Origin of the sequence: Saccharothrix sp. CCNWYY140 (assembly GCF_037401995.1) — a bacterium.
Taxonomy (GTDB): domain Bacteria; phylum Actinomycetota; class Actinomycetes; order Mycobacteriales; family Pseudonocardiaceae; genus Actinosynnema.
The window spans coordinates 104,919-127,982 of sequence record NZ_JBBEGC010000007.1 but is presented as its reverse complement, the minus strand read 5'-3'; the positions used below and the strand labels follow the sequence as shown (position 1 = coordinate 127,982).

Sequence of the window (23,064 nt, the reverse complement as noted above, 5' to 3'; positions counted from 1 at the left end):
CGGTTGGATCATCGGCCGTGGCCGGGCGGTCGCGGGTCGTGGACACCAGGATGGGTGGACCCACACCGAAAGGGAGGTCCGGTGTCCACGTCGTTCCTCGACCGCAAGATCCGCCTGGGTTTCGACCGCCTGGACGGCGACCGGGATGGCCGGTTGTCCTGGCACGACCACGTGGTGATGGGGGAGCGGACGGCGGCGGCGTTGGGGCACCAGCCCGGGTCGGCCGCCGAGCACCGGATCATCGAGGCGTTCTGCCGGATCTGGGAGCGCGTGCACCGGCCGCACGACCTGGACGGTGACGGCAGTGTCACGCGGGAGGAGTTCGTGGCGGCGGTCGCCGGGGCGGCCGGGCGTGCGGGGGCGATCGCGGACATGGCGGTGGCGGTGTTCGAGGTGGCCGACGCCGACGGGGACGGTCGGATCGGGTTCGCCGAGTACCTGGCGTTCCTGCGCGGCCACCAGCCCGACGTGTCCGAGGAGGAGGTCGCGGAGGCCTTCGCGCACCTCGACCGGGACGGGGACGGGTCGGTGGTGCGGGCGGAGGTGGCGACGGCGATCGTCGAGTACTGGACCAGCGACGACCCGGCCGCGGCGGGCAACTGGTTCTACGGCCGGCCGCCCAGCAGCCTCAGCGCGGTCGCGCCGGGGGAGTCGGGTTCGGCGGTGTAGGTGATCAGGGTGCGGTCCGGAGCGCCGGGGACCGCGAACGCCTCGTAGTGCAGGGAGAAGTCCCCCGCGACGGGGTGGTGGAAGCGCTTCTCCCCGAACGGGCTGGTCCACACGTCGTGCTCGGCCCACAGCCGGCCGAAGTCCGGGTCGCGGTCGTGCAGTTCGGCCACGAGGTCGTGCAGCGCGCGGTCGTCGGGGTACATCCCGGCCAGCACGCGCAGGCCGCCGACGGTGTCGCGCGCCTTGTCCTCCCACGGGACCCACAGCGTGCGGGCGGCGGGGTCGAGGAAGATCAGGCGGGCCATGTTCGGCGGGTCGAGGGTGCCGAGGTCCACGCCGTAGAGGGCACTGGCCAGGGCGTTCCAGGCCAGCACGTCGGTGCGGGCGCCGAGGATGTAGGCGGGTCCGGCGATGCTGTCGAGCAGCCACCGCTGCTGCGGGCGGGTGGGGTGTTCGCCGGGCCGCAGGCCGTGCGGGCGGACCAGGGTGCGCAGGTGGCCGTGCTCGGTGTCGTCGAGCCGCAGGGCGCGGGCGACGGCGTCGAGGACCTGGTCGGAGACGTTGTCCAGGCGGCCCTGCTCGAAGCGGATGTAGTAGTCGGCGCTGATGCCGGCCAGCTGGGCCAGTTCCTCGCGGCGCAGGCCGGGCACTCGGCGGCGGGTGCCGAAGGTGGCCAGCCCCGCCTGTTCGGGGCTCAACCGGCCGCGTCGGGACCGCAGGAACTCGCTCAGCTCGCTCACGGCCGCAAGCCTAGGTCTGGAATACCCAGGAAATCTCCGGCTCTGGGTAGGCCGGTCGGCGGGCCGCACGATCTTCCTCATGGACATCTTGATCTCGGGTGCGGGTGTGGCGGGTTTGTCGTTGGCCTACTGGCTGCGGCGGTACGGGGTGGACGTGACCGTGGTCGAGCGGGCGCCGGAGGTGCGCGACGGCGGGTACAAGGTGGACCTGCGCGGCGCCGCGGTCGAGGTGGCCCGCCGCGCCGGGGTGCTGGCCGACCTGCTGGCGCTGGAGACGCAGGTCCGGGACGCCCACTTCGTCGACTCCGCCGGGCGGCGGGTGGCGACGATGAGCGCCGACGTCTTCGGCGGGCGCGAGGGGGAGGACCTGGAGGTCCTGCGCGGGGACCTGGTCCGCGTGCTGCGGGACGCGGCGGACGTCGAGTACCTGTTCGGCGACTCGGTCGAGGAGCTGGCCGAGGTGGACGGCGGGGTGGCGGTCCGGTTCGTCTCCGGGCTGGAGCGGGTGTTCGACGTGGTGGTCGGCGCGGACGGGGTGCACTCGCGGGTGCGGGAGCTGGTGTTCGGGGACGAGGAGCGGTTCCGGCACGACCTCGGGCACCACGTGTCGATCTTCACCTCGTCCTCCGGGCACGGGCTGGACCGCGAGGAGCTGCTGTACGCCGAGCCCGGTCGCACGGCCAACGTCTACCGGACGGCCGGCGACGGCGGCGCCCGCGCCCTGTTCCTGTTCCGCTCGCCCGAGCACGCCGGCCCGCCCGCGCGGCAGCTGGCGGAGGCGTTCGAGGGGGCCGGGTGGAAGGTGCCCGAGCTGCTGGCCGAGGCGGCGTCGGCGCGGGACCTGTACTTCGACTCGGTGAGCCTGATCCGGATGCCGCGCTGGTCCGCGGGCCGGGTCGTGCTGGTGGGCGACGCGGCTTACGCGGCCTCGCCGGCTTCCGGCCAGGGCACGAGCCTGGCGCTGGTCGGCGCGTACGTCCTGGCGGGCGAGCTGGTCAACGGCCTGGACGGGGCGTTCGACCGCTACGAGACCGTCCTGCGCGACTTCGTCACCGCGAACCAGGCCCTGGCCGAAGCCAACCTCAAGGGCATGGTGCTGTCCTCCAAGGCCAAGATCTGGTTCCAGACCCGGATGCTGCGCCTGATGCCGCACCTGCCCGGCCGCGACCGCGTGATCGAGCGGATCACCGAACCGATCCGGCGGGCGGCCACGGCGATCACGCTGCCCGACTACTGACCTGAACTCTTGCGCAATCTTGATGCCTCACGTGAAGATATCGGCGTCCAGCCGTCGCCAAGCCGAAGGATTTCCATGACGTCGCCGTTCGGTCTGCACCGTGTCGTCGAGCCCGCGGGCGTCCTGCCGCAGCAGGCGTGGCGGCTGGACCCGACACCGGAGTGCGGCGCGGACGAGGTCGTGGTGGACGTCGAGCGGCTCAACCTGGACGCCGCCTCCTTCCGCCAACTGCGCGAGGAGCACGGGGACGGCATCAAGCGGGCCGTGCTGGACATCGTGGCCGAGCGCGGCAAGATGCAGAACCCGGTCACCGGGTCCGGCGGGATGCTGCTGGGCACGGTGCGCGCGGTCGGCCCGGACTCGCCGCTGGGCCTCCAGCCCGGCGACCGGATCGCCACCCTGGTGTCGCTCACGCTCACCCCGCTGCGGATCACCGACGACCTGGCGAGCTGGGACGGCACGACCGAGCAGGTCCCGTGCGCGGGCACGGCGGTGCTGTTCGGCCGGTCCATCGCGGCCGTGCTGCCCGCCGACCTGCCCGACGAGCTCGCGCTGTCCGTGCTGGACGTGTGCGGCGCGCCGGCCCTGACCGACCGGGTGGTGCGGCGCAAGTCGGCCAACTCCGTGCTGGTCCTGGGCGGTGGCGGCAAGTCCGGGTCGCTGTCGCTGGCCGCCGCCCGCCGCGCCGGCGCGACCCGGCTGGTGGCCCTCGTGCCCACCGAGGGCGAGGCCGCGCGGGTGCGGGAGTCCGGCCTGGCCGACGAGGTCGTGATCGCCGACGCCCGCAACCCCGTCGCCGTCCTGGACGCCGTGGGCGCGCCCGTGGACGTGACGGTGGTGTGCGTGGACGTCCCGGGCTGCGAGCACGGCGCGATCCTGGCCACCGCCGACGGCGGCACGGTCGTGTTCTTCTCGATGGCCACCTCCTTCTCCGCCGCCGCGCTGGGCGCGGAGGGCCTGGCGGCGGACGTGGAGATGCTGGTCGGCAACGGCTACGTGCCCGGTCACGCCGAGTTCGCCCTGGACCTGCTGCGCGCCGAGCCTGCCGTGTGGGCGCTGTTCGACCACCGGCAGACTGCACAGGCGTGACTACCGTGAACAGGACCCAGCTGCTGGTCGGTGGCCGGGTCCACTCCCCGACCTCGCCGGACGCCACCGCGATGGCGATCACCGACGGCACCGTGGTGTGGCTGGGCCAGGACTCCGTGGGCCGTGCCCTGCACCCCGCCGCCGAGGTCGTGGACCTGGCCGGCGCGTGGGTCGCGCCCGCGTTCGTGGACGCCCACGTGCACGCCACGTCCGCCGGCCTGCTGCGCACCGGCCTGGACCTGACCCGCTGCCGGTCCCTGGTCGAGCTGCTCGACGCGGTGCGCGCCGCCGAAGGCCCCCTGGTGTGGGGGCACGGCTGGGACGAGACCCGCTGGCCCGAGCACCGCCCGCCCACGCGCGCCGAGCTGGACGACGCCGCCTGCGGCAAGACCGTCTACCTCTCGCGCATCGACGTGCACTCGGCGCTGGTCTCCACCGCCCTGGTCGATCTCGCCCCGACCGCCCGCGCCGCCGACGGCTGGTCCCCGGACGGCCCGCTGTCCCGCGCCGCGCACCACCTCGTGCGGGGCGCGGCCAAGGACGCCATCCCCGCCGACCGGCGCCGGGCCGCGCAGCGGGCGTTCCTGGAGCACGCGGCCTCGATGGGCATCGCCTCCGTGCACGAGTGCGCCGGCCCCGACATCTCCAGCCGCGACGACCTGGCCGACCTGCTCGCCGGGACCCACGGACCGGAGGTCGTGGGCTACTGGGGCTCCCGCGACCCGATCGACCTGCCTGTGCGCGGCCTGGCCGGCGACCTGTTCGTGGACGGCGCGCTGGGCTCCCGCACGGCCGCGCTGTGCGACCCGTACGCCGACGCCGACACCTCCGGCGCGCTGTACCTGTCCGCCGACGAGATCGCCGCGCACCTGGTGGCCTGCACCCAGGCCGGGTTGCAGGGCGGGTTCCACGTCATCGGCGACGCCGCGATGGCCGCCGTGGTCGAGGGCTTCGAGAAGGCCGCCGCGACCGTCGGCGCGCCCGCGCTGGCCGCCCGCCGCCACCGGCTGGAACACGTCGAGATGATCACCGCCGAGCAGGCCGCGAAACTGGGCTCGTGGGGCGTGGTCGCGTCGGTGCAGCCGCTGTTCGACCACGAGTGGGGCGGCCCCGAGGGCATGTACGCGCAGCGCCTGGGCATCGAGCGCGGCACGGCGCTCAACCCGTTCGCCCAGCTCGCGAGCGCCGGCCTCGTGCTGGCCTTCGGCTCCGACGCCCCCGTGACCGCGGTGGACCCGTGGGCGGCGATCCGCGCCGCCGTCCACCACCGCACGGACGGCTTCGGCATCTCCCCGCGCGCCGCGTTCAACGCCCACACCCGCGGCGGCTGGCGCGCGGCCGGCGTGGACGACGGCATCACCGGCACCCTCCAGCCCGGCGCGCCCGCCACCTACGCGGTGTGGGAAGCGGGGGAGCTGGAGGTCAGAACGCCCGACTCGCGCGTGCAGCGGTGGTCCACCGACCCGCGCTCCCGCGTGCCCGGACTGCCGTCCCTCGACTCGACCCCCACCTGCTTGCGGACCGTGTTGCGCGGCCGGACGATTTTCGAAAGGGAGTGACAATGGCGTTGCTCGACCTCGACCCCGATGTGGTCGCCACGGCGCGCAGGCTCGCCGCGAGGGCGGCGGAGCCCGTGGTGGCCATCGCGAAGGCCCACACCACGGTGGCGGTCGAGCGCGCCACACTGCGGCTGGCCGGGATCACCGGCGCCGACTCCACCCACCGCGCGGGCGACGTGCCGTGGGTGAACCGGGTGATCGACACCGTGCGCGAGCACTGCGGGCTCGAACACGGTGTCGCCCTGCCCGCCTTCCACGCGCTCAAGGAGCACAACCTCGGCACCCTGACCGAGCTGGCCGAGGCCACCGCCGCCGGCCAGGTCCGGTTCACCGTTCCCGAGGGCCGCGACCGCACCCGCGCCGAGAAAGCCGCCCGCACCGCGATCACCCGCGGCATCAAGACCGTCGACCGCAACCGCGCCCAGCGGGACAAGCTGGTGGCCAAGTGGGGCGACCCCGCGCAGCGGCCGTGGATCTACCTCATCGTCGCCACCGGCGACATCGACGAGGACGTCGTCCAGGCCCAGAACGCGGCCCGCGCGGGCGCCGACATCATCGCCGTGATCCGCTCCACCGGCCAGTCGCTGCTGGACTACGTCCCCGAGGGCGCGACGCACCACGGGTTCGCGGGCACCTACGCCACCCAGGAGAACTTCCGCATCATGCGGGCCGCCCTGGACGACGTGTCCAAGGAGGTCGGCCGGTACGTGCGGCTGACCAACTACGCCTCCGGCCTGTGCATGCCCGAGATCGCGGTGCTGGCCGGGTTGCAGCGCCTGGACATGATGCTCAACGACTCGATGTACGGGATCCTGTTCCGCGACATCAACCCCATCCGCACGTTCGTCGACCAGCGGTTCTCCCGCCAGGTCCACGCCCGCGCCGGCATCATCATCAACACCGGCGAGGACAACTACCTCACCACCGCCGACGCCGTGGACGCCGCGCACACGGTCACCGTGTCGCAGTTGCTGAACGAGCACTTCGCGCACGAGGCCGGGCTGCCCGACCATCTGCTGGGCCTGGGGCACGCGTTCGAGATCAACCCGAAGGTGCCCGAGTCGTTCCGGCTGGAGCTGGCGCACGCCCTCCTGGCGCGCGAGCTGTTCCCCGACGCGCCGCTGAAGTGGATGCCGCCGACCAAGCACATGACCGGCGACGTGTTCAACGGCTACCTGCTCGACGGGTTCTTCAACCTCGCGGGCGTGCTGACCGGCCAGTCGATCCTGCTGGTCGGCATGATGACCGAGGCCGTGGTGACCCCGTTCCTGTCCGACCGGGACCTGGCGCTGGCCAACGTCCGCTACGTGCTCAACGCCGCCGGCGGGCTGGCGGAGGACTTCCGGCCCGCGCCGGACGGGTTGATCGTCAAGCGCGCCCACCAGGTGCTCGGCGAGGCCGTGGACCTGCTGGAGCGGATCGTGGACGACGGTCTGCTCAACGCGATCGCGGACGGCACGTTCGGCCTGATGAAGCGCCCCGCCGACGCGGGCAAGGGCGCGGACGGCGTGGTGGAGAAGGCCGACGGGTACTGCAACCCGGCCTCGGAGCTGCTGGAGGTGGGTCGGTGAAGCGGCACGTGCGTCCCTACGGCGACACCACCGGCGACGGGATGGTGCAGACGTCGTTCACCCTGCCGGTGCCGTTCGGTCCCAAGGCCGACGGCGCGGCGCAGCAGCTGGCGAACAAGATGGGCATCGACCCGGCGATGGTCGTGCACTCGCACCCCATCGGCGCGGACTTCACCTTCTTCGTCGTCTACGGGTCGGTCAAGCACATCGTGGACCTGGACGAGGTGCGGGTCGTGGAGCGCGAGTACCCGCTGCTCTCGCCCACAGAGGTCAACACGACGGTGAAGAAGCTGTTGCGGCGCAAGCTGGTCGTGGTCGGCGGGTGCATCGGCACCGACGCGCACACGGTCGGCATCGACGCCATCCTCAACATCAAGGGCTTCGCCGGCGAGAAGGGCCTGGAGTACTACCGCGAGCTCAAGGTCGTGAACCTGGGCGCGCAGGTGTCGGTGCCCGAGCTGGTGCGCCGAGCGCGGTCGGAGAAGGCCGACGCGGTGCTGGTGTCGCAGGTCGTCACGCAGCGGGACGCGCACATCCTCAACACCCAGGAGATGTCCGCGGCGTTCCGGGAGGCGATGGGCGCCCGCCGCCCGCTCCTGATCGCCGGCGGCCCCCGCTTCGACCCGCTGATGGCGGGGGAGCTGGGCGTCGACCGGGTGTTCAGCCGGGGCACCACGCCCGGCGAGGTCGCCAGCTACCTGGTGCACGCGATGCAGGAGAGGAAAGGGGCAGCGTGAGCCTGACCGAGGGTTTCTCCGTCACCCACCGTCGCTACGTGCCGCACTCGCACGCCCACTACGGGGGCAACCTCGTGGACGGCGCGTACGGGCTGGGCCTGTTCGGCGACGTGGCCACGGAACTGCTGATCCGCACCGACGCCGACGAGGGCCTGTTCGCGGGCTACTCGGCCGTCGAGTTCGCGGCCCCCATCCAGGCCGGCGACGTCATCGAGGCCACCGCGACCCTGGTCCGCATCGGCACCCGCTCCCGCGAGATCGAGTTCGAGGCCCGCGTCGTCTGCCGCTCCGCCCCGGACCGCGGCCCCTCGGCGGCCGACGTCCTCGACCCGCCGGTCGTGGTCACCCGCGCCCGCGGCACGGTGGTGGCGCCCAAGAAGGGCTGACCCCAATGCTGTTTGTGTTGGACGCTGGCGATGTTTTCCGCCGGAGAACCTCGCCATCGTCCAACACAAACAACTAGTACCGCCCCCGGCCGCCGGTACGCCTGCTGCCCGGGCCGCACTCAGGTCCGCCTCGGCACACGTCGGGTCGCCCTACGCCGGGTGGCTGCCGTGATAGCGGTCTGTTGTCCTCCGCCGCCCGGCTTCTGCCACCATCGACGGGTGATCAGCCTCGATCCGGCCTCCTCCGTGCCCCCGTTCGAGCAGGTGCGGTCCCAGTTCGCGCGCAAGATCACCGAGCGCGAGTTGGCCGTGGGCACGCGGTTGCCCACCGTGCGGGCGCTTGCCGCCGAACTGGGTATCGCGGTGAACACCGTGGCCCGTGCCTACCGGGAGTTGGAGGAGGCGGGTCTCATCGAGACCCGTGGTAGAGCGGGGACCGTGGTCAGCGCGGCGGGGGAGCGCAGTCGGGAACGGGTGTTGCGCGCCGCCCGCTCGTACGCCGCCACGGCCCGGGAGCAGGGGCTCACGGCCGAGGAAGCGCTGGAGATCGTCCGCGCGGCCCTCACGGACTGAGCCGTCCCTCCTCAGTAGGGTGGCCGGGTGGCGACCGAACGCAGCGACCCGGCGCGCGCCCTCGCGGTGCTGTGGCGCACCGGCGTGCCCCGCAAGGGCCTGGGGCTGGACCGGATCGTGGCCGCCGCGGTCGAGTTGGCCGACGCCGAGGGGCTCGCGGCGGTGTCGATGCGCCGGGTCGCCGACAAGCTCGGCGTGGGCACGATGTCGCTCTACACGCACGTGCCCGGCAAGGCCGAGCTGGTCGACGTCATGGTGGACACCGTCAGCGCCGAGACCGGCCGCGAGGACGTCCCCGGCGGGTGGCGGGCCAGGTTGGCGCACGTGGCCCGGGAGAACTGGGCGTTGTGCCTGCGCCACCCGTGGCTGCTGGAGGTCTCCGGGCACCGGGCGGTGCTCGGGCCGGGGGTCGCCGCCAAGTACGACTTCGAGTTGCGCGCGGTCGACGGGATCGGGCTGACCGACGTGGAGATGGACGCCGTGCTCACCCTCGTGCTGGGGCACGTCCGGGCGGCGGCGCGGCTCGCGGTCGAGGCGGCCCGGGTCGAGCGGAGCACCGGGCTGACCGACGAGCAGTGGTGGGCCGCCGCCGCGCCGGTCCTGGCCGCGGTGTTCGACCCGGCGCGGTTCCCGCTCGCGGCCCGGGTGGGCGCGGCGGCGGGGCAGGCGCACGGGGCGGCCTTCTCGGGGGAGCACGCGTTCGAGTTCGGGCTGGAACGCGTGCTCGACGGCGTCGAGGCGCTGGTGCGCTCGCGCGACCGACCGGGTCAGTAGGGGCGCTTGGGCATCGTGGCCCACAGCACGAGGTAGATCACGAACTGCGGTCCCGGCAGCAGGCAGGACAGCAGGAACAGCAGCCGCACCGTGTTCGGCTTCCAGCCGAAGCGGGCGGCCAGTCCCGCGCACACGCCGGCGATCACGCGCTGGTTCTGGGGCCTGGTCAACGTGGTCATGCCTCCACCATCCGCCTGTCGAGCACTCCTCGCATCGGTGGGAACCCTGAACCGCACCCCGACCGGCGGCCCACCCGGGCCAGGGGCGGGAGACCCGCCTCACGCGCGCGCAACCCGCGCCCCGCCCACACGTCCGGACCACACGTGGAGGTGATCTCGGTGGCCGGTGTCGGCCCAGGCAGGCGGCCTCGTAGGCTGGTCGGCGTGGTCGCACCTCCCGTGGCGCCGGACCAGTCCGCCGCCGACACGCCCCCCGCCCGCCGTCGGGACGTGCGGGGCACCCTGCTGCGGATCGTGCTCGCGGCCTCCGGCGGGGGACTGGTGTTCCTCAGCTTCCCGCCGCGCACGCTGTGGTGGCTGGCCCCGATCGGGTTCGCCGTGCTCGGCGTGCTGCTGCACGGGCGGAAGATGCGCGCGGGCTTCGGGCTGGGGCTGGTGTGGGGCCTGGGGTTCACGGTCCCGCTGCTGCGCTGGACCGGCGAGTTCGTCGGCCTGATCGCGTGGCTGCCGCTGGCACTGGTGTGCGCGGTGCTCATCGCGGTCGGCACGGCGTTCATGGCGCGGGTGTCGGGGCTGCCGGGCGCGCCGCTGTGGATGGCGCTGCTGTGGGTGGCCGACGAGCTCCTGCGCGGCGTGTTCCCGTTCGGCGGGTTCCCCTGGGGCAAGATCGCCTTCGGTCAGCCGGAGGGCTGGTACCTGCCGCTGGCCTCGCTGGGCGGTGCGCCGCTGGTCGGGTTCGCCGTCGCGCTGACCGGCTTCGGCCTGGCCCACCTGGGCCGCAACTGGAAGCTCGGCGCGCCCCTGGTGGCGCTGCCGCTGGCCCTGGGCCTGGCCGCGACGCCGCTGGTGGGCACCGCGCCCGACCAGGGCACCGTCGTGGTGGCGGCCATCCAGGGCAACGTGCCCCGCGCCGGCCTGGACTTCAACTCCCAGCGCCGCGCCGTGCTGGACAACCACGTCAAGCGCACGATCGAGCTGGCCGAGGCGATTCGGGCCGGTCGGGAGAAGCAGCCCGACCTGGTCATCTGGCCGGAGAACTCCTCCGACATCGACCCCTTCCGCAACGTCGACGCCGCCGCCCAGATCGACCGGGCCGCCCGCGCGATCAAGGCACCCATCGCGGTGGGCGCGGTGGTCATCGACAGGTCGGACAACCTGCCGCGCAACACCGTGGTGCTGTGGGACCCCGAGCGCGGCCCCGTCGACACCTACACGAAACGGCAGCTCCAGCCCTTCGGCGAGACCATGCCCTACCGCGAGTTCTTCCGGATCTTCTCCAAGACCGTGGACCGGGCGGGGGTGTTCCAGCCGGGTTCGGACCCCGAGGGGTTCGTGATGGGACCGGCGAAGGTGGCGATCGACACGTGCTACGAGGTCGCGTTCGACGGTGTGGTGCGCGACTCCATCACGGCGGGCGCGAACCTGATCGCGATCCCGACCAACAACGCCACGTTCGGCTTCACCGAGATGACCTACCAGCAGCTCGCGATGTCCCGCGTGCGGGCCGTGGAGCACGGTAAAGCGGTGGTCGTGGCGGCCACCAGCGGGGTCAGCGCGATCGTGCAACCAGACGGCTCGGTCACCCACCGGACTGGTTTGTTCACCCCCGACGCACTGGTGGCGGAGCTGCCGCTGCGCGGGGAGGCTACGCTGGCCACCCGGCTCGGCGCATGGCCCGAGTGGGTGATGACCGCCCTGGGCCTTCTGGCCGTGGCGCTCAGCTTGACAGTGAAACGACGAGGATCGCGTCCGACCCCTGGTGCGGGGATCGGCGAGGAGGAAACGGATGGCGGACCAGCAGGCGCAGCCTGACCGCGAGCTCGGGCCGGTGCTGGTGGTGATCCCGACCTACAACGAGCGGGACAACATCGGGAAGATCGTGAAGCGGCTGCACGCGGCCCTGCCGAAGGTGCACGCGCTCGTGGTCGACGACGGGAGCCCCGACGGCACGGGACAGCTGGCCGACGAGATGGCCGCCGCGGACGACCGGGTGCACGTGCTGCACCGCACGGAGAAGGCCGGTCTGGGCGCCGCCTACGTGGCGGGCTTCCGCTGGGCGCTGGACCACGGCTACGAGGTCGTGGTGGAGATGGACGCCGACGGCTCGCACGCGCCGGAGGACCTGCCGCGGCTGCTGGAGGCGCTGCGGGACGCGGACCTGGTGCTGGGCTCCCGGTACGTGCCGGGCGGCTCCACGGTGAACTGGCCGTGGCACCGGCAGCTGATCTCGCGCGGCGGCAACGTGTTCTCCCAGGTCGCGCTGGGCACGTCGGTCAAGGACATCACCGGCGGGTTCCGGGCGTTCCGGGCGGACGTGCTGCGCAAGCTGAAGCTGGACACGGTGGCCTCGCAGGGCTACTGCTTCCAGATCGACCTGGCGTGGCGCACGATCGAGCTGGGCCACCGGGTGGTCGAGGTGCCGATCACGTTCACCGAGCGCGAGCTGGGCGAGTCGAAGATGAGCGGCAACATCGTGCGCGAGGCGTTGCTGCGAGTGACGAAGTGGGGCATGCGCCGCCGTTACACGCAGCTGCGGGACCTGTTCGCGCCGAAGGCGAAGGCCGGCTCGCGCGGCTGAGTGCGCGGGCGTCCACGGGCGTGACAAAAGGGGGCCTCCGGGTTGTTCGGAGGCCCCCTTCGCGTGTGTGCGGGGGTGTCAGGCGGTGCGGGTGCGCCGACCCCTCAGCTCCTCCAGCCGCTCGTCCAGCAGCTCCTCCAGCTCGGGGATGGAGCGGCGCTCCAGGAGCATGTCCCAGTGCGTGCGCGGCGGCTTGACCTTCTTGGCCTCCGGCTCGGCACCGTCGATGATCTTGGATTCCTGGCCGTGCAGGCGGCACTCCCAGGTGTGCGGGATCTCGGCGTCGTCGGAGAACGGCACCTCGAAGTCGTGGCCCTTGGGGCAGGCGTACCGCACCGACCGGCGCGGGGCGAGGTCGTGATTGCGGTCGGTCTCGTAGCTGACTGCTCCGAGCCGGCTACCCCGTAGAACGCGGTCGGCCATGGCGGTTCCTTTCGCTCGGCTCAGGGCCGGGGCCCAGGCGGTGTTGCTCACCGAGTGCAACGATCGGACTGCTCCGTTCGTTCCCGGCGTCACGGTCATGGTCGCCCACAGTGACGTCTTTCACTCGTCAACGAAGGCTTCCTCCTAAGGGATGCAATCGCGGCGAGATCGTGACGCGTTATCAAGCTGTCGGGCTACTTCATCACTCCGATGGAGTAGTTCCGGCAGAAAGTGTGCGGCTGCGACAGCTTAGACCGAACACGCAGGGCGATGTTAACTCGGGTTTAACTCGCTGGTAGTGACTTGCATCGCTCGGACGCTCACTCTCCGTCATTTTGATGGCTCCGGTGGAATCGGCGACGCTGCGTGTCGTCACCGACCTGCTCCGTGGCCGCTGCCGAAGAAGGGTCACCCGGTCGGCCCGCACCCAAACGTTGGGCGGGGAATTTATTCCACCTAGTGATTTCAGTGTGGACTTAAAGATCGTCGCTGGTCAGCGCGTCGTGCAGCCGGTCGAGGAACTCCCGTTGGGCGGTGACCAGCTTCGGACGGGCCTCGGCGAGGGGCACCCAGGCGACGCGGTCGACCTCGGGGTACTCGCGGAAGGTGCCCTTGGGGTGTTCGAGGGTGAAGGTGCCGGGGACGACCCGGTCGGGGTCCAGGTCGCCTTCCAGGGCCCAGACGTGGACGGTCTTGCCGCCGGACTGGCGGACGTGGCCCAGCGGGCGCAGGTCGCCGGCGGGGACGGGCAGGCCGAGCTCCTCGGTGAACTCGCGGCGGGCGGTGTCCTCGAGGGGCTCGTCGCCGTCGGGTTCACCCTTGGGGATGGACCAGGCGCCGGCGTCCTTGCGCGCCCAGAACGGGCCGCCCATGTGTCCGATGAGCACTTCCAGGCCGTCGGCGGTGGCGCGGTGCAGCAGGATGCCCGCGCTGATCTTCCCGGTCACGGTGATCAGTGTGCCGGGTGCCGCCGGGTCGGGCGGCGCGGGTCGGTCCCGGCGCGAGTGCGGTACGCCACCGGTACGCCCCCAATGCACGGCCCGGTAAGCGGTCCGTGCGGCGCTCGGGTCGGGCGTGCGAGCCGTTTTGTCGGTGCCCCCTGGGACAATGGTGTCGGGGGCCGGAGGCCGGCGCCTGGCGCGTGCGGCTCGCCGCGGAGGGCCTCAGGTGAGGCTGAGCTGGCGGCTGTCGACGGCGGTGGGGCCGAGGTCGCCGGTGCGGTAGTGGCGGCGGCACAGGACCTGGTAGCGGACTTCCTCGGTGGTGGCGGCGGTGTCGGCGACCAGGACGGTGTCGCCGGCTCGGACGACGTCGCCGTCGTGGACGCGGGCGTTGAAGCGGCCGGGGTGGCCGCACCAGCACAGGACCTCGACCTGGATGGCGTTGAGCTCGTCGGCCAGTTCGAACAGCCGGGCGGAGCCGGGGAACAGGGTGCTGCGGAAGTCCGTGGCCAGGCCGAAGCAGTAGACGTCGAGTTGGGCGTCGTCGGCGAGTTCGGCGAGCTGGTCGACCTGGGTGGGGTGGAGGAACTGGGCTTCGTCGACGACGAGGTAGTCGACGCGGGTGCCCTGGGACCAGTGGGTGCGCACGAGGGCGCACAGGTCCATGTCCTCGTGGACCTCGATGGCGCGGCGGGCCAGGCCCATGCGGCTGGTGATGCTGGGGGTGCCGGAGCGGTCGTGGCGGACCAGGAGCAGGCCGCTGCGGCCCTGGCGGGCCTGGTTGTGGTCGATCTGGAGGGCGAGGGTGGACTTGCCGCAGTCCATGGGGCCGAAGAAGAACCGGAGCCTGCCGGTGGCGGTGACGCCGCGGCGGGCTCCGGCGGCGGGTACCGAGGACAGGGCGTCGGTGGGGTCTGTGCTGGGGTTCGTCGGCTCCACGGCGGGCCACCTTAGTGGTATCACCGCACCCGCTGGGCGCTCCTCCTGTCGTCCGCAGTCGATCGAGGAGGGTCCGATGGTGCGCAGGTTGGCGTCGGTGTTGGTGTTGTGCCTGATCACGTCGTTGTGCGTGGTGGTGCCGGCTTCGGCGGCGCCGGTGTTGGGGTGTACCCAGACCGAGACGTTCAAGACCTTCCGGTGGGAGTGGAACGGGGAGTACTACACGCCGGTGGGGACCTACTTCCACGGCTATGTGGGGTCGTCCGCGGCGACCCTGACGACGTCCTTCAAGACGTGGCACGTGACGTACAAGGACAACGGGGCCACCATCGCGACCTACTCGCACGCGTACGCGTTGCGGTGTGACGCGGAGGGGTCGGCGGTGGGGGAGGTGGACCTGACGCGGTCGCCGGGGGAGACGTTGTCGGAGTTCGACCTGCGGTGCGGGACGGCGAACTTCTCCAGTGGGGACACGGCGTACGCGTTGGTGGGGTCGCGGTCGCAGTTCGCGGTGACGTGGCGGTACTGGTCGACGAAGACGACATCGCCGTTGCTGACGTACTGGGGTGTCGCGTCGGCTCGCTGCGCCTAAGAGCAGGTTCAGCACTGTCAATAGCTTCAGTGTAACCCGAAAGTGTAACTTGTCGTCGGTGCGATCCCGAACTCGTCCTCGAACACCAACAGGCCGGGATCGGAGAAATGCTCCTCTAGCCCGCATACACCGCTTTGCGATATAACCTGCGGTGTGAGAGGTATGTCGGAGCAGGCGTTCCTGGTGTTGACCGCGTTGGCCGGTGAGCCGTTGCACGGGTACGCGATCGTGCAGGCGGTGGAGACCCTGTCGGAGGGCCGGACGCGGTTGCGGGTCGGGACGCTGTACGGGGTGTTGGACCGGCTGGTCGCCGAGGGGTTGGCGGAGCGGGACCGGGAGGAGGTGCACCAGGGTCGGTTGCGGCGCTACTACCGGTTGACCGACGACGGGGTGCGGGCGTTGAGCGCGGAGGTGGCGCGGATGTCGGCGAACGTGCGGGCGGCCTCGGCGGTGCTGCGGGCTCGGGAGGCACGGTGAGCGGGTCGAACCTGGAGCGGCGCTACCGGCGGCTGCTGCGCGTGCTGCCCGCCTGGTACCGGGCGGGGCGCGAGGAGGAGATGGTCGGGATCTTCCTGGCCGACCGGGCCGATGTCGCCGAGTCCGGGGAGTTGGACCTGGAGCACGGGTGGCCGGGTTGGGGTGAGGTGGGGGCGACGCTGGGCCTGGCGGTGCGGGTGCGGTTCGGGGTGGCGCGGCCGGCGGGTGCGGTGGTGCGGCTGGTGGCGGTGGCCGGGGTGCTGGCGCAGGTCGTGCTGGTGGGCCAGGGGTGGGGGTCGTTGGCGCGGTTCGGCGGGGTGTGGGAGTGGTGGTTCGACGCGTTGGTGGCCGTGGCGGTCGTGGGGGTGGCGGCGCGGCAGTGGGTGGCGGTGAAGGCGGCGGTGGGGGTGCTCGCCGTGCAGGGGGTTGTGCTGGTGCAGGACGCGTGGGCGTGGGTGCCGGTCGGGGTGTCGTGGGTGACGGCGGTGGCGCTGGTGGTGGGGTGGCACCGCGAAGCCCCGCCGGTGCCGCGGGCGCGTTGGTGGGCGGCCGTGGTGGCGGGGCTGGTGTCGGGCGCGGTGTGGGGGTTGGTGGTGCCGTTGTCGCCGGTGGCGTTCGTGGTGGCGGCGGTGGTCACCACGGGTGTGGTGGCGGGGTTCAGACCTTGGCGGGCAGCGGGTTCCCCGACGCCTTGATGGCCTTGCGGACCGGGACGAAGATCATCAGGACGAAGCCGATGACGAAGAAGATCACCAGGCTGATGATGGCGAGGCGGAAGGAGCCGGTGGCCTGGCCGACGCCGGCGAACACCAGGGGGCCGAGCCAGGAGGTGGAGCGCTCGCCGACCTCGTAGAGGCTGAAGTACTGGGCTTCGCGGCCGGGCGGGATCATCTGGGAGAACAGGGAGCGGGACAGGGCGTTGGTGCCGCCGAGCACGATGCCGATGCCGACCGCGAGCGCGTAGAACTGGAACTGCTGGCCCTGCTGGACGAAGTAGGCGGCGGCCAGGACGACGATCCACACCACCAGGCTGATCATGATGGTGCGCTTGGCGCCCCAGCGCTTGGCCATCCAGCCGTGCAGCATCGCGCCGCCGAAGGCGACGAACTGGACGATGAGGATGGTGGCGATCAGGACGGTCTCGTCGAGCTTGAGTTCCTCGCGGCCGTACTGGGCGGAGACGTTGGCGACGGTGGCGATGCCGTCGGTGTAGATGAGGTAGGTGCCCAGGAACGCGAGGGTGAGGGGGAAGCCCAGGGCCAGGCGCATGGTCTGGCGGAGTTCCTTGAACCCGGCGGTGATGACCGAGGCACCGGATTCGCCGCCGTGGGGTTGCTGGTGGCGCTTGAGGCGGGTCAGCGGGATGAAGGTGAAGGCGGCCCACCAGATGCCCGAGAGGACGAAGGCGACGCGGACGGCGGCGGCTTCGGACAGGCCGAGGGCGTCGTGGCCGAGGAACAGTCCGAGGTGGACGGCCAGGGCGAGGCCGCCGCCGAGGTAGCCGAAGGCCCAGCCGCGGCTGGAGACGGCGTCGCGTTCGTCGGCGGTGGCGATCTCGGGCAGGAAGGCGTAGTAGACGACGATCGAGGCGCCGTAGCAGATGTTGGCGAGGATGAACAGGACGACGCCGAGCTGCCAGTTGCTGCCGGCGACGAAGGCGAGGGCGGCGGTGGCGGCGGCGCCGGTGAAGGCGAGGCCGCCGAGCATGGCGCGCTTGTTCTGGGTGCGGTCGGCGATGGCGCCCATGACGGGCAGGACGACGACCTGGACGACGGTGGCGATGGACAGCAGGAATCCCCACAGGGAGCCGGCGGGGAAGTGCGTGCCGAAGGCGGAGATGTCGCAGTTGGTCAGCGAGCTGGTGGCGCAGGCGTCGGGGCCGTTGTGGGCGGTGTCCTCGCGGGCGGCCTGCTTGGCCACGGCCGTGAGGTAGCCGGAGAGGAACACCGTCGTGACGGAGGTCGTGAAGACCTGGTTCGCCCAGTCGTACCAGACCCATCCGCGTTGTTCCCGTTTGCGGTCGATCGCGGGTGCTGGGGTGTCGGCCACGCTCATGGGGGCGGACTGTACTTCCCCGCATCGCCGGTTGTGGTGATCACGTCCCAACCTGTTGTGAAGTTCAGGTGGACGGCCACTGGTCGCGGGCGCGCAGGACGTCGCGGAGGCGGTCGGGGCGGTCGGTGACCAGGCCGTCGACGCCCATGTCGAGCAGGCGGGTCATGTCGTTCTCGTCGTCGATGGTCCAGACGTGGACTTCGAGGTGGCGGCGGTGGGCGGCGCGGACGAAGCGGGGGTCGACGACGACGAGGCGGCCCTGGGTGGCGGGGACTTGGGCGATGAGGCCGGCGACGGGGAGGCCGATGAGGGGTACGCGGCCGGCGGCCCAGAGGGCGCCTGCGGAGCGGGGTCCCATGCTGGTCATGAGCTGGGGGCCGGCGAGGCGGCGCAGGCGGGCGAGGCGTTTGTCGCTGAAGGAGGCGAGGCAGACGCGGTGGAGGCTGTTGGTGCGGCGCAGGAGGGTGATGACGGGGTCGACGGCGTGGTCGGATTTGACGTCGATGTTGAGCTTGGCGTCGGGGAGTTCCTCGAGGAGGTCTTCCAGGCGGGTGATGGGTTCGCGTCCGCCGACGTTGGCCTTCTTGACGGTGGACCAGGGTTGGGTGGCGACGGGGCCGGTGGCGTCGGTGGTGCGGTCGAGGACGTCGTCGTGGTGGACCACGACCACCCCGTCGGAGGTGGCGTGCACGTCGGTCTCCAGGTAGTGGAAGCCTTCGGCGGCGGCGCGGCGGAACGCGGCGAGGGAGTTCTCCATGCCGGTGAGGTCGTCGAGGTGCCAGCCGCGGTGGGCGAAGGCCCGGGGGTGGGGTCCGGAGAGGTAGGGGTGGTTCGTGGTCACAGCGGGAGAGTGTGCCTTGGCGGCGTGGCGCGGGGGTGACCGGTGGGTAGCGGGATACGGTCGCGCGTCATGGAGTTGGTGACCGGGGAGGCTGTTTCGCCGCGCCGGGAGGAGGCCAGGCATTGTGCCTGGTGTGGTCGTCGGCTGCCGGACAGCGGCCGGATCGGCCGGCCTCGGCGGTATTGCGCGCAGCCGTGTCGGCAGCGGGCGTACGAGCGTCGGGCGGCGGTGCAGCGGGGTGGGTTGCCGGAGGACGCGGTGGTGTTGTCCTCGGGTGAGTTGGGGGACCTCCAGGACCGGTTGTTCCAGGTGCGGTGCGCGGCGGAGGACGTGGCGACGGCGGCGTCGGACGGTGCGGGGCGGGCGGAGTTGCGGCGGTTGGCGGAGGAGTTGGTGGAGGCGGCGCGGAGTCTGGAGCGCATCCGCTAGGCGGTGGGACGAACGTCCACCCGGGTCCGGTCACTCCTGGTCGTCGGGGTCCTCGGTCGCCGCGTTCTGCGCCTCGCGCTCGTCGACCGAGGCGAGCGGTCCCTCGGGCACTGGAGGGTTGGGCGCGTCGGACCACTTGGTCAGCGCGTCGAACACCGATTCCAGGAACTCGAAGACCACGCGCACCACCCCCTGACGGCGATTGTGCCCGAACCCGGCGTTGCTGCGGCTCGCTAGGCGGTGGTGACGGTGCCGTTGTCGAGGTGGACGGTGGCGCCCAGGGGGATGGTGCGTTGGGCGGCGCAGTGTCCGAAGGGGATGTCGGCGGCGATGGGGACGCCGAGGTGCGCGAGGCGGTCGTGCAGGACGGCGTGGACGTCGGCGTGGTCGCCGCAGTCGGTGAAGGAGCCCAGGACGATGCCGGCGACGTCGGCGAACCAGTCGCGGCGCAGCAGCGCGGTGAGCAGGCGGTCGAGGCGGTAGGGCTTCTCGTCGACGTCTTCGATCCAGACGATCGCGCCGGACGGCGGTGGGGCGTCCAGGAGGCTGAGGGTGCCGCCGGTGGCCGGTCCGGTGGCGGTGCCGGGGACCAGGGTGGTGCCGCGCAGGGGGCCGGGGTCGCCGGTGAACAGGGCTTTGCGCAGGTGGTCGCGGGCGGGTCCGTCGTGGACGAACGCGCGGGTGGCGGGCATGGGGCCGAACCAGGTGCGCAGGCCCCGGCGGTTGAGCCGGTCGTGCAGGGTCGTGGTGTCGCTGGAGCCGACGAACACCTTGGGGCCGGTGGCGGCGAGGGCGTCCCAGTCGACCAGGTCGAGGATGCGTTGGGTGCCGTAGCCGCCGCGGGCGGCGAAGACGGCGGTGATGGACGGGTCGGTCCAGGCGTCGGTGAGGTCGGCGGCGCGGTCGGCGTCGGTGCCGGCGAGGTGGGGCAGGGTGGGGTGGGTGTCGGTGACGTGCTTGCCGTGCACGACTTCCAGTCCCCAGGCTTCGAGCCAGGCGGTGCCGGCGCGGAGCATGCCGGGGGCGACGGGGCCTGCGGGTGCGACGAGGGCGACTCGGTCGCCGGCGCGCAGGAGGCCGTCGCCGGGGGTGGCGGCTTGGGTGCTGGGTTCGGGGTGGGTGGGTGCGGAGTGGACCAGTCGCAAGGCGCGCTCCCCCGACGGCTCTGTGGTGCGGTCGCGGTGGCCTCCGGCCCCCGACACCATTCTCCCACGCGGGTACGACAGCGGTGGGCGTGCGGCGGGGTGAGGAGTTGGCGGGGTCTCGGGCTGCGGCGGGGCTGCGGTTGGCGGCGTGGTGGTCCCGGTCGGCTGGGCGGTGGTCGTGGCCAGCCGTGCGGTGGCCACGATCGGCTGGGCGGTGGTCGTGGCGGGCCGGGCGTCGGTGGCGATCGGCTGCGCAGTGGTCGTGGCAGGCCGGGCGTCGGTGGCGATCGGCTGCACAGTGGTTGTGGCCGGCTGGGCGCTGGTTGCCGCCGGTTGGGCGGTGGGTTCGGGCTCTCGTGCGGTGGGAGCGGCCGGCTTGGTGGCGCTCGCGGGAGTGCGAGCGGTCGGTTGGGCGGCTGTGGGCGCGGGGGTCTGAGTGGTCGGGGTGGGGTGTGGTGCGCCCGCCGGGGTCGGGGCGGCGGGCGTCTTCGGGGTGGGTGGGGTCACCGGCGCAGGGGCAGGACGGGGACGTCGGGCGGGGTGAAGCCGAGGACCTGGCCGTAGAAGGACAGTTCGGCCTCCAGTGCGGCGATGATGGACTCCGCCTTGCGGAACCCGTGCTGCTCGCCCTCGAAGGTCAGGTAGGCGTGCTGGATGCCGGTGCCGTCCAGTGCCGCGACGAACCGGTCGGCCTGCTCGGGTGGGCAGATCTCGTCCTCCAGGCCCTGGAGCAGCAGCACCGGTCCGGCCAGGCGGTCGACGCGGTGGGAGGGGGAGCGTTCGGCGTACAGGTCCGCCGCCTGGGGCCAGGGGCCGACGAGGCCTTCGACGTACTGGGACTCGAAGTCGTGGGTTTCGCCGCCGTCGCCGGTCCAGCCGCGCAGGTCCAGGATCGGGAAGGCGACCATGCCGCACCGGTAGGTCTTGACCGAGGTCATGGACGCGGCGGAGGTCCAGCCGCCGGCGCTGCCGCCGCGGATGCCCAGGCGTGCCGGGTCGGCGGTGCCCTCGTCGGCGAGGGCTTGGGCGACGGCGGCGCAGTCGTTGACGTCCACGACGCCCCACTGGCCGCGCAGGCGTTCGCGGAAGGCGCGGCCGTAGCCGGTGGAGCCGCCGTAGTTGACGGCGACGACGCCGATGCCGCGGCTGGTGAAGTAGGCGATGTCGATGTCGAGGACGGGGGCGCTGCGGCCGGTGGGTCCGCCGTGGACGTGCACCACGTACGGCGGGCGCTCGTCGTCGGGACCGGCGAAGTCGGGGTTGGTGGGCGGGTAGACGTAGGCGGGGACGTCCTGTCCGTCGGGGCCGGTGAAGACGCGTTCGGTCGGCACGGGCAGGTAGTCGGCGGGCGGGAGGGTGGCGGGGGCGTCGGTGAGGCGGGTCAGGTCGCCGGTGGACAGGTCCAGGCGGACCACGGCGGCTTCCTCGCGGGGTCCGGCGGCGCTGCTGACCACGATGCCGTCGTGCGTGGCCAGGTGCGCGCCCCACACGGGCAGGTCGTTGTCGACGTCGGTAACGGTGCGGGTGCGTTCGTCGAGGACGGCCAGGGCGCCGGAGCGCAGCACGAGGTGGCGTCCGCCGCCGAGGGTGGCGAACCAGCGGTTGCCCAGCCGCCACATGGGGCCGCCCAGTTCCTCCTCGCACGGCGCGAGGTTGGTCCGGGTGCCGTCGGGGGTGATGCGGAACAGGTTCCACCAGCCGTCGGGGTCGGTGAGGGCGAGCAGGTCGGGTCCGTCCCACTCGACCTGGCACACGGCCTCCTGGGGGCCGCCGGCGACGACCTGGTGCTCGCTCGACCCCACCGCGGCGACGCACAGCTGGGTGCCGTCCCACGGCATGTTGGGGTGGTCCCAGCCGATCCAGGCGAACCGGGTGCCGTCGGGGGACAGGCGCGGGCCGGTCATGAAGTGGTGGCTGGCGGCCAGCACGCGGGGCTGCGAGCCGTCCAGGGGGATGGCGACCAGGTCGCGGCGGATGTCGGTGCGCTTGTCGCCGGTGACGGTTTCCCGCACGCACCACACCTCGGCGTCGCCGGGGCCTGCGGTCAGGTCGGCGTAGCGGACACCGTGGTGGCGGGCGGGCGCGTCGGTGATGGGCACCGGGGCGGGTTCGGCGGCGTCGGGGTCGAACAGGTAGACGCGCTGGTCGTCCCAGTTGGTGAAGGCCACGCGGGGACCGTCGGCGGTGTCGAGCACCACCCAGGGCCGGCCGCCGTACTCGTGGACGCGGTTGCGCACGTTCCACGGCGGCGGCAGCAGGTCCCGCCCCTCGCGCACCAGCGCCACCCGGCCGCCCTCGGCGGGTCGTCCCTCCGCCCACCAGGCCGAACCCGCGTGCAGGTCCACCCAGTGCAGGCCGCCTCCGGCCGCGGCGGCGTCGGCCGCGGCGATGGGCGATGTCCACGTTCCGTACGGTGCGATCTTCACCACGCCCGCGACCTTAGCGGGGCGCCCGTCGCGCCGGTCAGCACCGATCGGGCGCGGCGGGCACTCCACAGATGACGGAAAACCCGGGGGAGGGCTGCCGATCTTGGCGCGGTGGCCTAGGGTCGTGGGTGTCATGGCACGCGTCATCCACGTATTCCGCCAACCCGACCGGTTCGTAGCCGGGACCGTCGGGCAGCCTGGCGAGCGCACGTTCTACTTGCAGGCGGCCGAAGAGGCGCGCCTGGTGAGCGTGGCGCTGGAGAAGCAACAGGTCGCCGTCCTCGCCGAGCGCATCGGGTCGCTGCTGGAGGAGGTGCACCGGCGGTTCGGGGCGGAAGTGCCCGAGTCGGTGCCCGAGGACCTCCGGGACACCGAACCGCTGTCGGTGCCGGTGGAGGAGGAGTTCAAGGTCGGCACGATGGGGCTGGGGTGGGACGCGGAGTCCCGCGCGGTGGTCATCGAACTGCTGGCGATGACCGAGGAGGAGGTCGACGAGGCGGTGGTCCTCGACGACACCGAGGAGGGTCCGGACGCGGTGCGGGTGTTCCTGAGCCCGTTGGAGGCGCGGGCGTTCGCCGAGCGCGCCGACCGGGTGGTGCGGGCGGGCCGCAAGCCGTGCCCGCTGTGCTCGGAGCCGCTGGACCCCGACGGTCACGTGTGCCCGCGGCAGAACGGCTACCGGCGCTCGGACGAAGGCTGACCGG

27 protein-coding genes are annotated in these 23,064 nt (G+C 72.5%); 17 read left to right on the top strand and 10 right to left on the bottom strand.

What is annotated here, in order from left to right; genetic code table 11:
- Window positions 1-81: 81 nt before the first annotated feature.
- Window positions 82-669: an EF-hand domain-containing protein gene (locus WBN91_RS06655; RefSeq protein ID WP_337722241.1), complete on the top strand. Its 588-nt coding sequence runs from the start codon at window positions 82-84 to the stop codon at window positions 667-669.
- Here the strand turns inward: WBN91_RS06655 and WBN91_RS06650 are convergent.
- Entirely contained in the window at window positions 606-1,409 is an 804-nt protein-coding gene (locus WBN91_RS06650; RefSeq protein WP_337722240.1) for a helix-turn-helix transcriptional regulator, read from the bottom strand. The genes WBN91_RS06655 and WBN91_RS06650 overlap by 64 nt on opposite strands.
- A gap of 79 nt (window positions 1,410-1,488) precedes the next feature.
- On the opposite strand from WBN91_RS06650, the gene WBN91_RS06645 reads away from it, so the two are divergent.
- The 8 genes from WBN91_RS06645 to WBN91_RS06610 all read left to right on the top strand — a co-directional run bounded on the left by WBN91_RS06645 (window position 1,489) and on the right by WBN91_RS06610 (window position 9,335).
- On the top strand, window positions 1,489-2,646 hold the full coding sequence (locus WBN91_RS06645; RefSeq protein ID WP_337722239.1) for an FAD-dependent oxidoreductase: 1,158 nt from the start codon (window positions 1,489-1,491) through the stop codon (window positions 2,644-2,646).
- Window positions 2,647-2,721: 75 nt separating this feature from the next.
- Window positions 2,722-3,735 carry an L-erythro-3,5-diaminohexanoate dehydrogenase gene (locus WBN91_RS06640; RefSeq protein WP_337722238.1) on the top strand — a complete coding sequence of 338 codons (1,014 nt, stop codon included), beginning with the start codon at window positions 2,722-2,724 and terminating at the stop codon, window positions 3,733-3,735.
- The gene (locus WBN91_RS06635; RefSeq protein ID WP_443217667.1) at window positions 3,732-5,294 is read left to right on the top strand and encodes an amidohydrolase; all 1,563 of its coding nucleotides are present in this window, start codon (window positions 3,732-3,734) and stop codon (window positions 5,292-5,294) included. Before WBN91_RS06640 ends, WBN91_RS06635 begins: the two co-directional genes overlap by 4 nt.
- A 2-nt stretch (window positions 5,295-5,296) precedes the next feature.
- Window positions 5,297-6,865: a lysine 5,6-aminomutase subunit alpha gene (locus tag WBN91_RS06630; protein ID WP_337722236.1), complete on the top strand. Its 1,569-nt coding sequence runs from the start codon at window positions 5,297-5,299 to the stop codon at window positions 6,863-6,865.
- Window positions 6,862-7,602: an OAM dimerization domain-containing protein gene (locus tag WBN91_RS06625; RefSeq protein WP_337722235.1), complete on the top strand. Its 741-nt coding sequence runs from the start codon at window positions 6,862-6,864 to the stop codon at window positions 7,600-7,602. The genes WBN91_RS06630 and WBN91_RS06625 overlap by 4 nt, the downstream gene beginning before the upstream one ends.
- Complete coding sequence (locus tag WBN91_RS06620; RefSeq protein WP_337722234.1) at window positions 7,599-7,988, top strand: hotdog fold domain-containing protein; 390 nt, start codon at window positions 7,599-7,601, stop codon at window positions 7,986-7,988. The genes WBN91_RS06625 and WBN91_RS06620 overlap by 4 nt, the downstream gene beginning before the upstream one ends.
- 219 nt (window positions 7,989-8,207) lie before the next feature.
- Complete coding sequence (locus WBN91_RS06615; protein ID WP_337722233.1) at window positions 8,208-8,561, top strand: GntR family transcriptional regulator; 354 nt, start codon at window positions 8,208-8,210, stop codon at window positions 8,559-8,561.
- Window positions 8,562-8,588: 27 nt separating this feature from the next.
- A complete protein-coding gene (locus tag WBN91_RS06610) occupies window positions 8,589-9,335 on the top strand; it encodes a TetR/AcrR family transcriptional regulator (protein WP_337729365.1) in 747 nt (248 codons plus the stop codon).
- On the opposite strand, the gene WBN91_RS06605 is transcribed toward WBN91_RS06610, so the two are convergent.
- On the bottom strand, window positions 9,329-9,514 hold the full coding sequence (locus WBN91_RS06605) for a PspC domain-containing protein (protein ID WP_337722230.1): 186 nt from the start codon (window positions 9,512-9,514) through the stop codon (window positions 9,329-9,331). The genes WBN91_RS06610 and WBN91_RS06605 overlap by 7 nt on opposite strands.
- A 204-nt stretch (window positions 9,515-9,718) precedes the next feature.
- On the opposite strand from WBN91_RS06605, the gene lnt reads away from it, so the two are divergent.
- Both lnt and WBN91_RS06595 read left to right on the top strand, forming a co-directional pair.
- Window positions 9,719-11,326 (top strand): apolipoprotein N-acyltransferase, encoded by a 1,608-nt coding sequence (gene lnt / locus WBN91_RS06600; protein WP_337722229.1) that lies wholly within the window; start codon window positions 9,719-9,721, stop codon window positions 11,324-11,326.
- Window positions 11,301-12,092 (top strand): polyprenol monophosphomannose synthase, encoded by a 792-nt coding sequence (locus WBN91_RS06595; RefSeq protein ID WP_337722228.1) that lies wholly within the window; start codon window positions 11,301-11,303, stop codon window positions 12,090-12,092. Before lnt ends, WBN91_RS06595 begins: the two co-directional genes overlap by 26 nt.
- Window positions 12,093-12,170: 78 nt before the next feature.
- On the opposite strand, the gene WBN91_RS06590 is transcribed toward WBN91_RS06595, so the two are convergent.
- From WBN91_RS06590 to WBN91_RS06580, 3 genes are all read right to left on the bottom strand, one after another.
- Window positions 12,171-12,515 carry an RNA polymerase-binding protein RbpA gene (locus WBN91_RS06590; RefSeq protein WP_121217541.1) on the bottom strand — a complete coding sequence of 115 codons (345 nt, stop codon included), beginning with the start codon at window positions 12,513-12,515 and terminating at the stop codon, window positions 12,171-12,173.
- 476 nt (window positions 12,516-12,991) lie between these two features.
- On the bottom strand, window positions 12,992-13,462 hold the full coding sequence (locus WBN91_RS06585) for an NUDIX domain-containing protein (RefSeq protein WP_337722227.1): 471 nt from the start codon (window positions 13,460-13,462) through the stop codon (window positions 12,992-12,994).
- 216 nt (window positions 13,463-13,678) lie between these two features.
- On the bottom strand, window positions 13,679-14,395 hold the full coding sequence (locus WBN91_RS06580; RefSeq protein WP_337722226.1) for a thymidine kinase: 717 nt from the start codon (window positions 14,393-14,395) through the stop codon (window positions 13,679-13,681).
- Between the two features lie 76 nt (window positions 14,396-14,471).
- Between WBN91_RS06580 and WBN91_RS06575 the strand changes: the two genes are divergently transcribed.
- From WBN91_RS06575 to WBN91_RS06565, 3 genes are all read left to right on the top strand, one after another.
- Entirely contained in the window at window positions 14,472-14,987 is a 516-nt protein-coding gene (locus WBN91_RS06575; RefSeq protein ID WP_337722225.1) for a hypothetical protein, read from the top strand.
- 162 nt (window positions 14,988-15,149) lie between these two features.
- Window positions 15,150-15,464, top strand: a complete 315-nt coding sequence (locus tag WBN91_RS06570; RefSeq protein WP_337722289.1) for a PadR family transcriptional regulator — start codon at window positions 15,150-15,152, stop codon at window positions 15,462-15,464.
- On the top strand, window positions 15,461-16,159 hold the full coding sequence (locus tag WBN91_RS06565) for a hypothetical protein (RefSeq protein WP_337722224.1): 699 nt from the start codon (window positions 15,461-15,463) through the stop codon (window positions 16,157-16,159). The genes WBN91_RS06570 and WBN91_RS06565 overlap by 4 nt, the downstream gene beginning before the upstream one ends.
- On the opposite strand, the gene WBN91_RS06560 is transcribed toward WBN91_RS06565, so the two are convergent.
- Both WBN91_RS06560 and WBN91_RS06555 read right to left on the bottom strand, forming a co-directional pair.
- Window positions 16,122-17,519, bottom strand: coding sequence for an MFS transporter (locus WBN91_RS06560; protein WP_337722223.1), 1,398 nt, complete (start codon window positions 17,517-17,519; stop codon window positions 16,122-16,124). The two genes, WBN91_RS06565 and WBN91_RS06560, sit on opposite strands and share 38 nt — an antisense overlap.
- Window positions 17,520-17,583: 64 nt before the next feature.
- The gene (locus tag WBN91_RS06555) at window positions 17,584-18,360 is read right to left on the bottom strand and encodes a glycerophosphodiester phosphodiesterase family protein (RefSeq protein WP_337722222.1); all 777 of its coding nucleotides are present in this window, start codon (window positions 18,358-18,360) and stop codon (window positions 17,584-17,586) included.
- A 69-nt stretch (window positions 18,361-18,429) separates the two neighbouring features.
- Between WBN91_RS06555 and WBN91_RS06550 the strand changes: the two genes are divergently transcribed.
- Window positions 18,430-18,789 (top strand): hypothetical protein, encoded by a 360-nt coding sequence (locus WBN91_RS06550; protein WP_337722221.1) that lies wholly within the window; start codon window positions 18,430-18,432, stop codon window positions 18,787-18,789.
- Between the two features lie 30 nt (window positions 18,790-18,819).
- Here WBN91_RS06550 and WBN91_RS06545 read toward each other — a convergent pair whose 3' ends face one another.
- Window positions 18,820-18,969, bottom strand: a complete 150-nt coding sequence (locus tag WBN91_RS06545) for a hypothetical protein (RefSeq protein WP_337722220.1) — start codon at window positions 18,967-18,969, stop codon at window positions 18,820-18,822.
- A 53-nt stretch (window positions 18,970-19,022) separates the two neighbouring features.
- Window positions 19,023-19,934, bottom strand: coding sequence for a S66 peptidase family protein (locus WBN91_RS06540; protein WP_337722219.1), 912 nt, complete (start codon window positions 19,932-19,934; stop codon window positions 19,023-19,025).
- 148 nt (window positions 19,935-20,082) lie between these two features.
- On the opposite strand from WBN91_RS06540, the gene WBN91_RS06535 reads away from it, so the two are divergent.
- Entirely contained in the window at window positions 20,083-20,370 is a 288-nt protein-coding gene (locus tag WBN91_RS06535; RefSeq protein WP_337722218.1) for a hypothetical protein, read from the top strand.
- Between the two features lie 67 nt (window positions 20,371-20,437).
- Here WBN91_RS06535 and WBN91_RS06530 read toward each other — a convergent pair whose 3' ends face one another.
- Complete coding sequence (locus tag WBN91_RS06530) at window positions 20,438-22,363, bottom strand: S9 family peptidase (protein WP_337722217.1); 1,926 nt, start codon at window positions 22,361-22,363, stop codon at window positions 20,438-20,440.
- A gap of 130 nt (window positions 22,364-22,493) precedes the next feature.
- On the opposite strand from WBN91_RS06530, the gene WBN91_RS06525 reads away from it, so the two are divergent.
- Window positions 22,494-23,060: a DUF3090 domain-containing protein gene (locus WBN91_RS06525; protein ID WP_121217561.1), complete on the top strand. Its 567-nt coding sequence runs from the start codon at window positions 22,494-22,496 to the stop codon at window positions 23,058-23,060.
- Window positions 23,061-23,064 lie beyond the last annotated feature (4 nt).

Excerpts from the sequence above, each read along its gene's own strand:
- WBN91_RS06595 (WP_337722228.1), top strand. The coding sequence starts at position 11,301 with ATGGCGGACCAGCAGGCGCAGCCTGACCGCGAGCTCGGGCCGGTGCTG.
- WBN91_RS06575 (WP_337722225.1), top strand. The coding sequence starts at position 14,472 with ATGGTGCGCAGGTTGGCGTCGGTGTTGGTGTTGTGCCTGATCACGTCG.
- WBN91_RS06525 (WP_121217561.1), top strand. The coding sequence starts at position 22,494 with ATGGCACGCGTCATCCACGTATTCCGCCAACCCGACCGGTTCGTAGCC.
- WBN91_RS06605 (WP_337722230.1), bottom strand. The coding sequence starts at position 9,514 with ATGACCACGTTGACCAGGCCCCAGAACCAGCGCGTGATCGCCGGCGTG.
- WBN91_RS06640 (WP_337722238.1), top strand. The coding sequence starts at position 2,722 with ATGACGTCGCCGTTCGGTCTGCACCGTGTCGTCGAGCCCGCGGGCGTC.
- WBN91_RS06550 (WP_337722221.1), top strand. The coding sequence starts at position 18,430 with ATGGAGTTGGTGACCGGGGAGGCTGTTTCGCCGCGCCGGGAGGAGGCC.
- WBN91_RS06590 (WP_121217541.1), bottom strand. The coding sequence starts at position 12,515 with ATGGCCGACCGCGTTCTACGGGGTAGCCGGCTCGGAGCAGTCAGCTAC.
- WBN91_RS06645 (WP_337722239.1), top strand. The coding sequence starts at position 1,489 with ATGGACATCTTGATCTCGGGTGCGGGTGTGGCGGGTTTGTCGTTGGCC.
- WBN91_RS06560 (WP_337722223.1), bottom strand. The coding sequence starts at position 17,519 with ATGAGCGTGGCCGACACCCCAGCACCCGCGATCGACCGCAAACGGGAA.
- WBN91_RS06570 (WP_337722289.1), top strand. The coding sequence starts at position 15,150 with ATGTCGGAGCAGGCGTTCCTGGTGTTGACCGCGTTGGCCGGTGAGCCG.
- WBN91_RS06630 (WP_337722236.1), top strand. The coding sequence starts at position 5,297 with ATGGCGTTGCTCGACCTCGACCCCGATGTGGTCGCCACGGCGCGCAGG.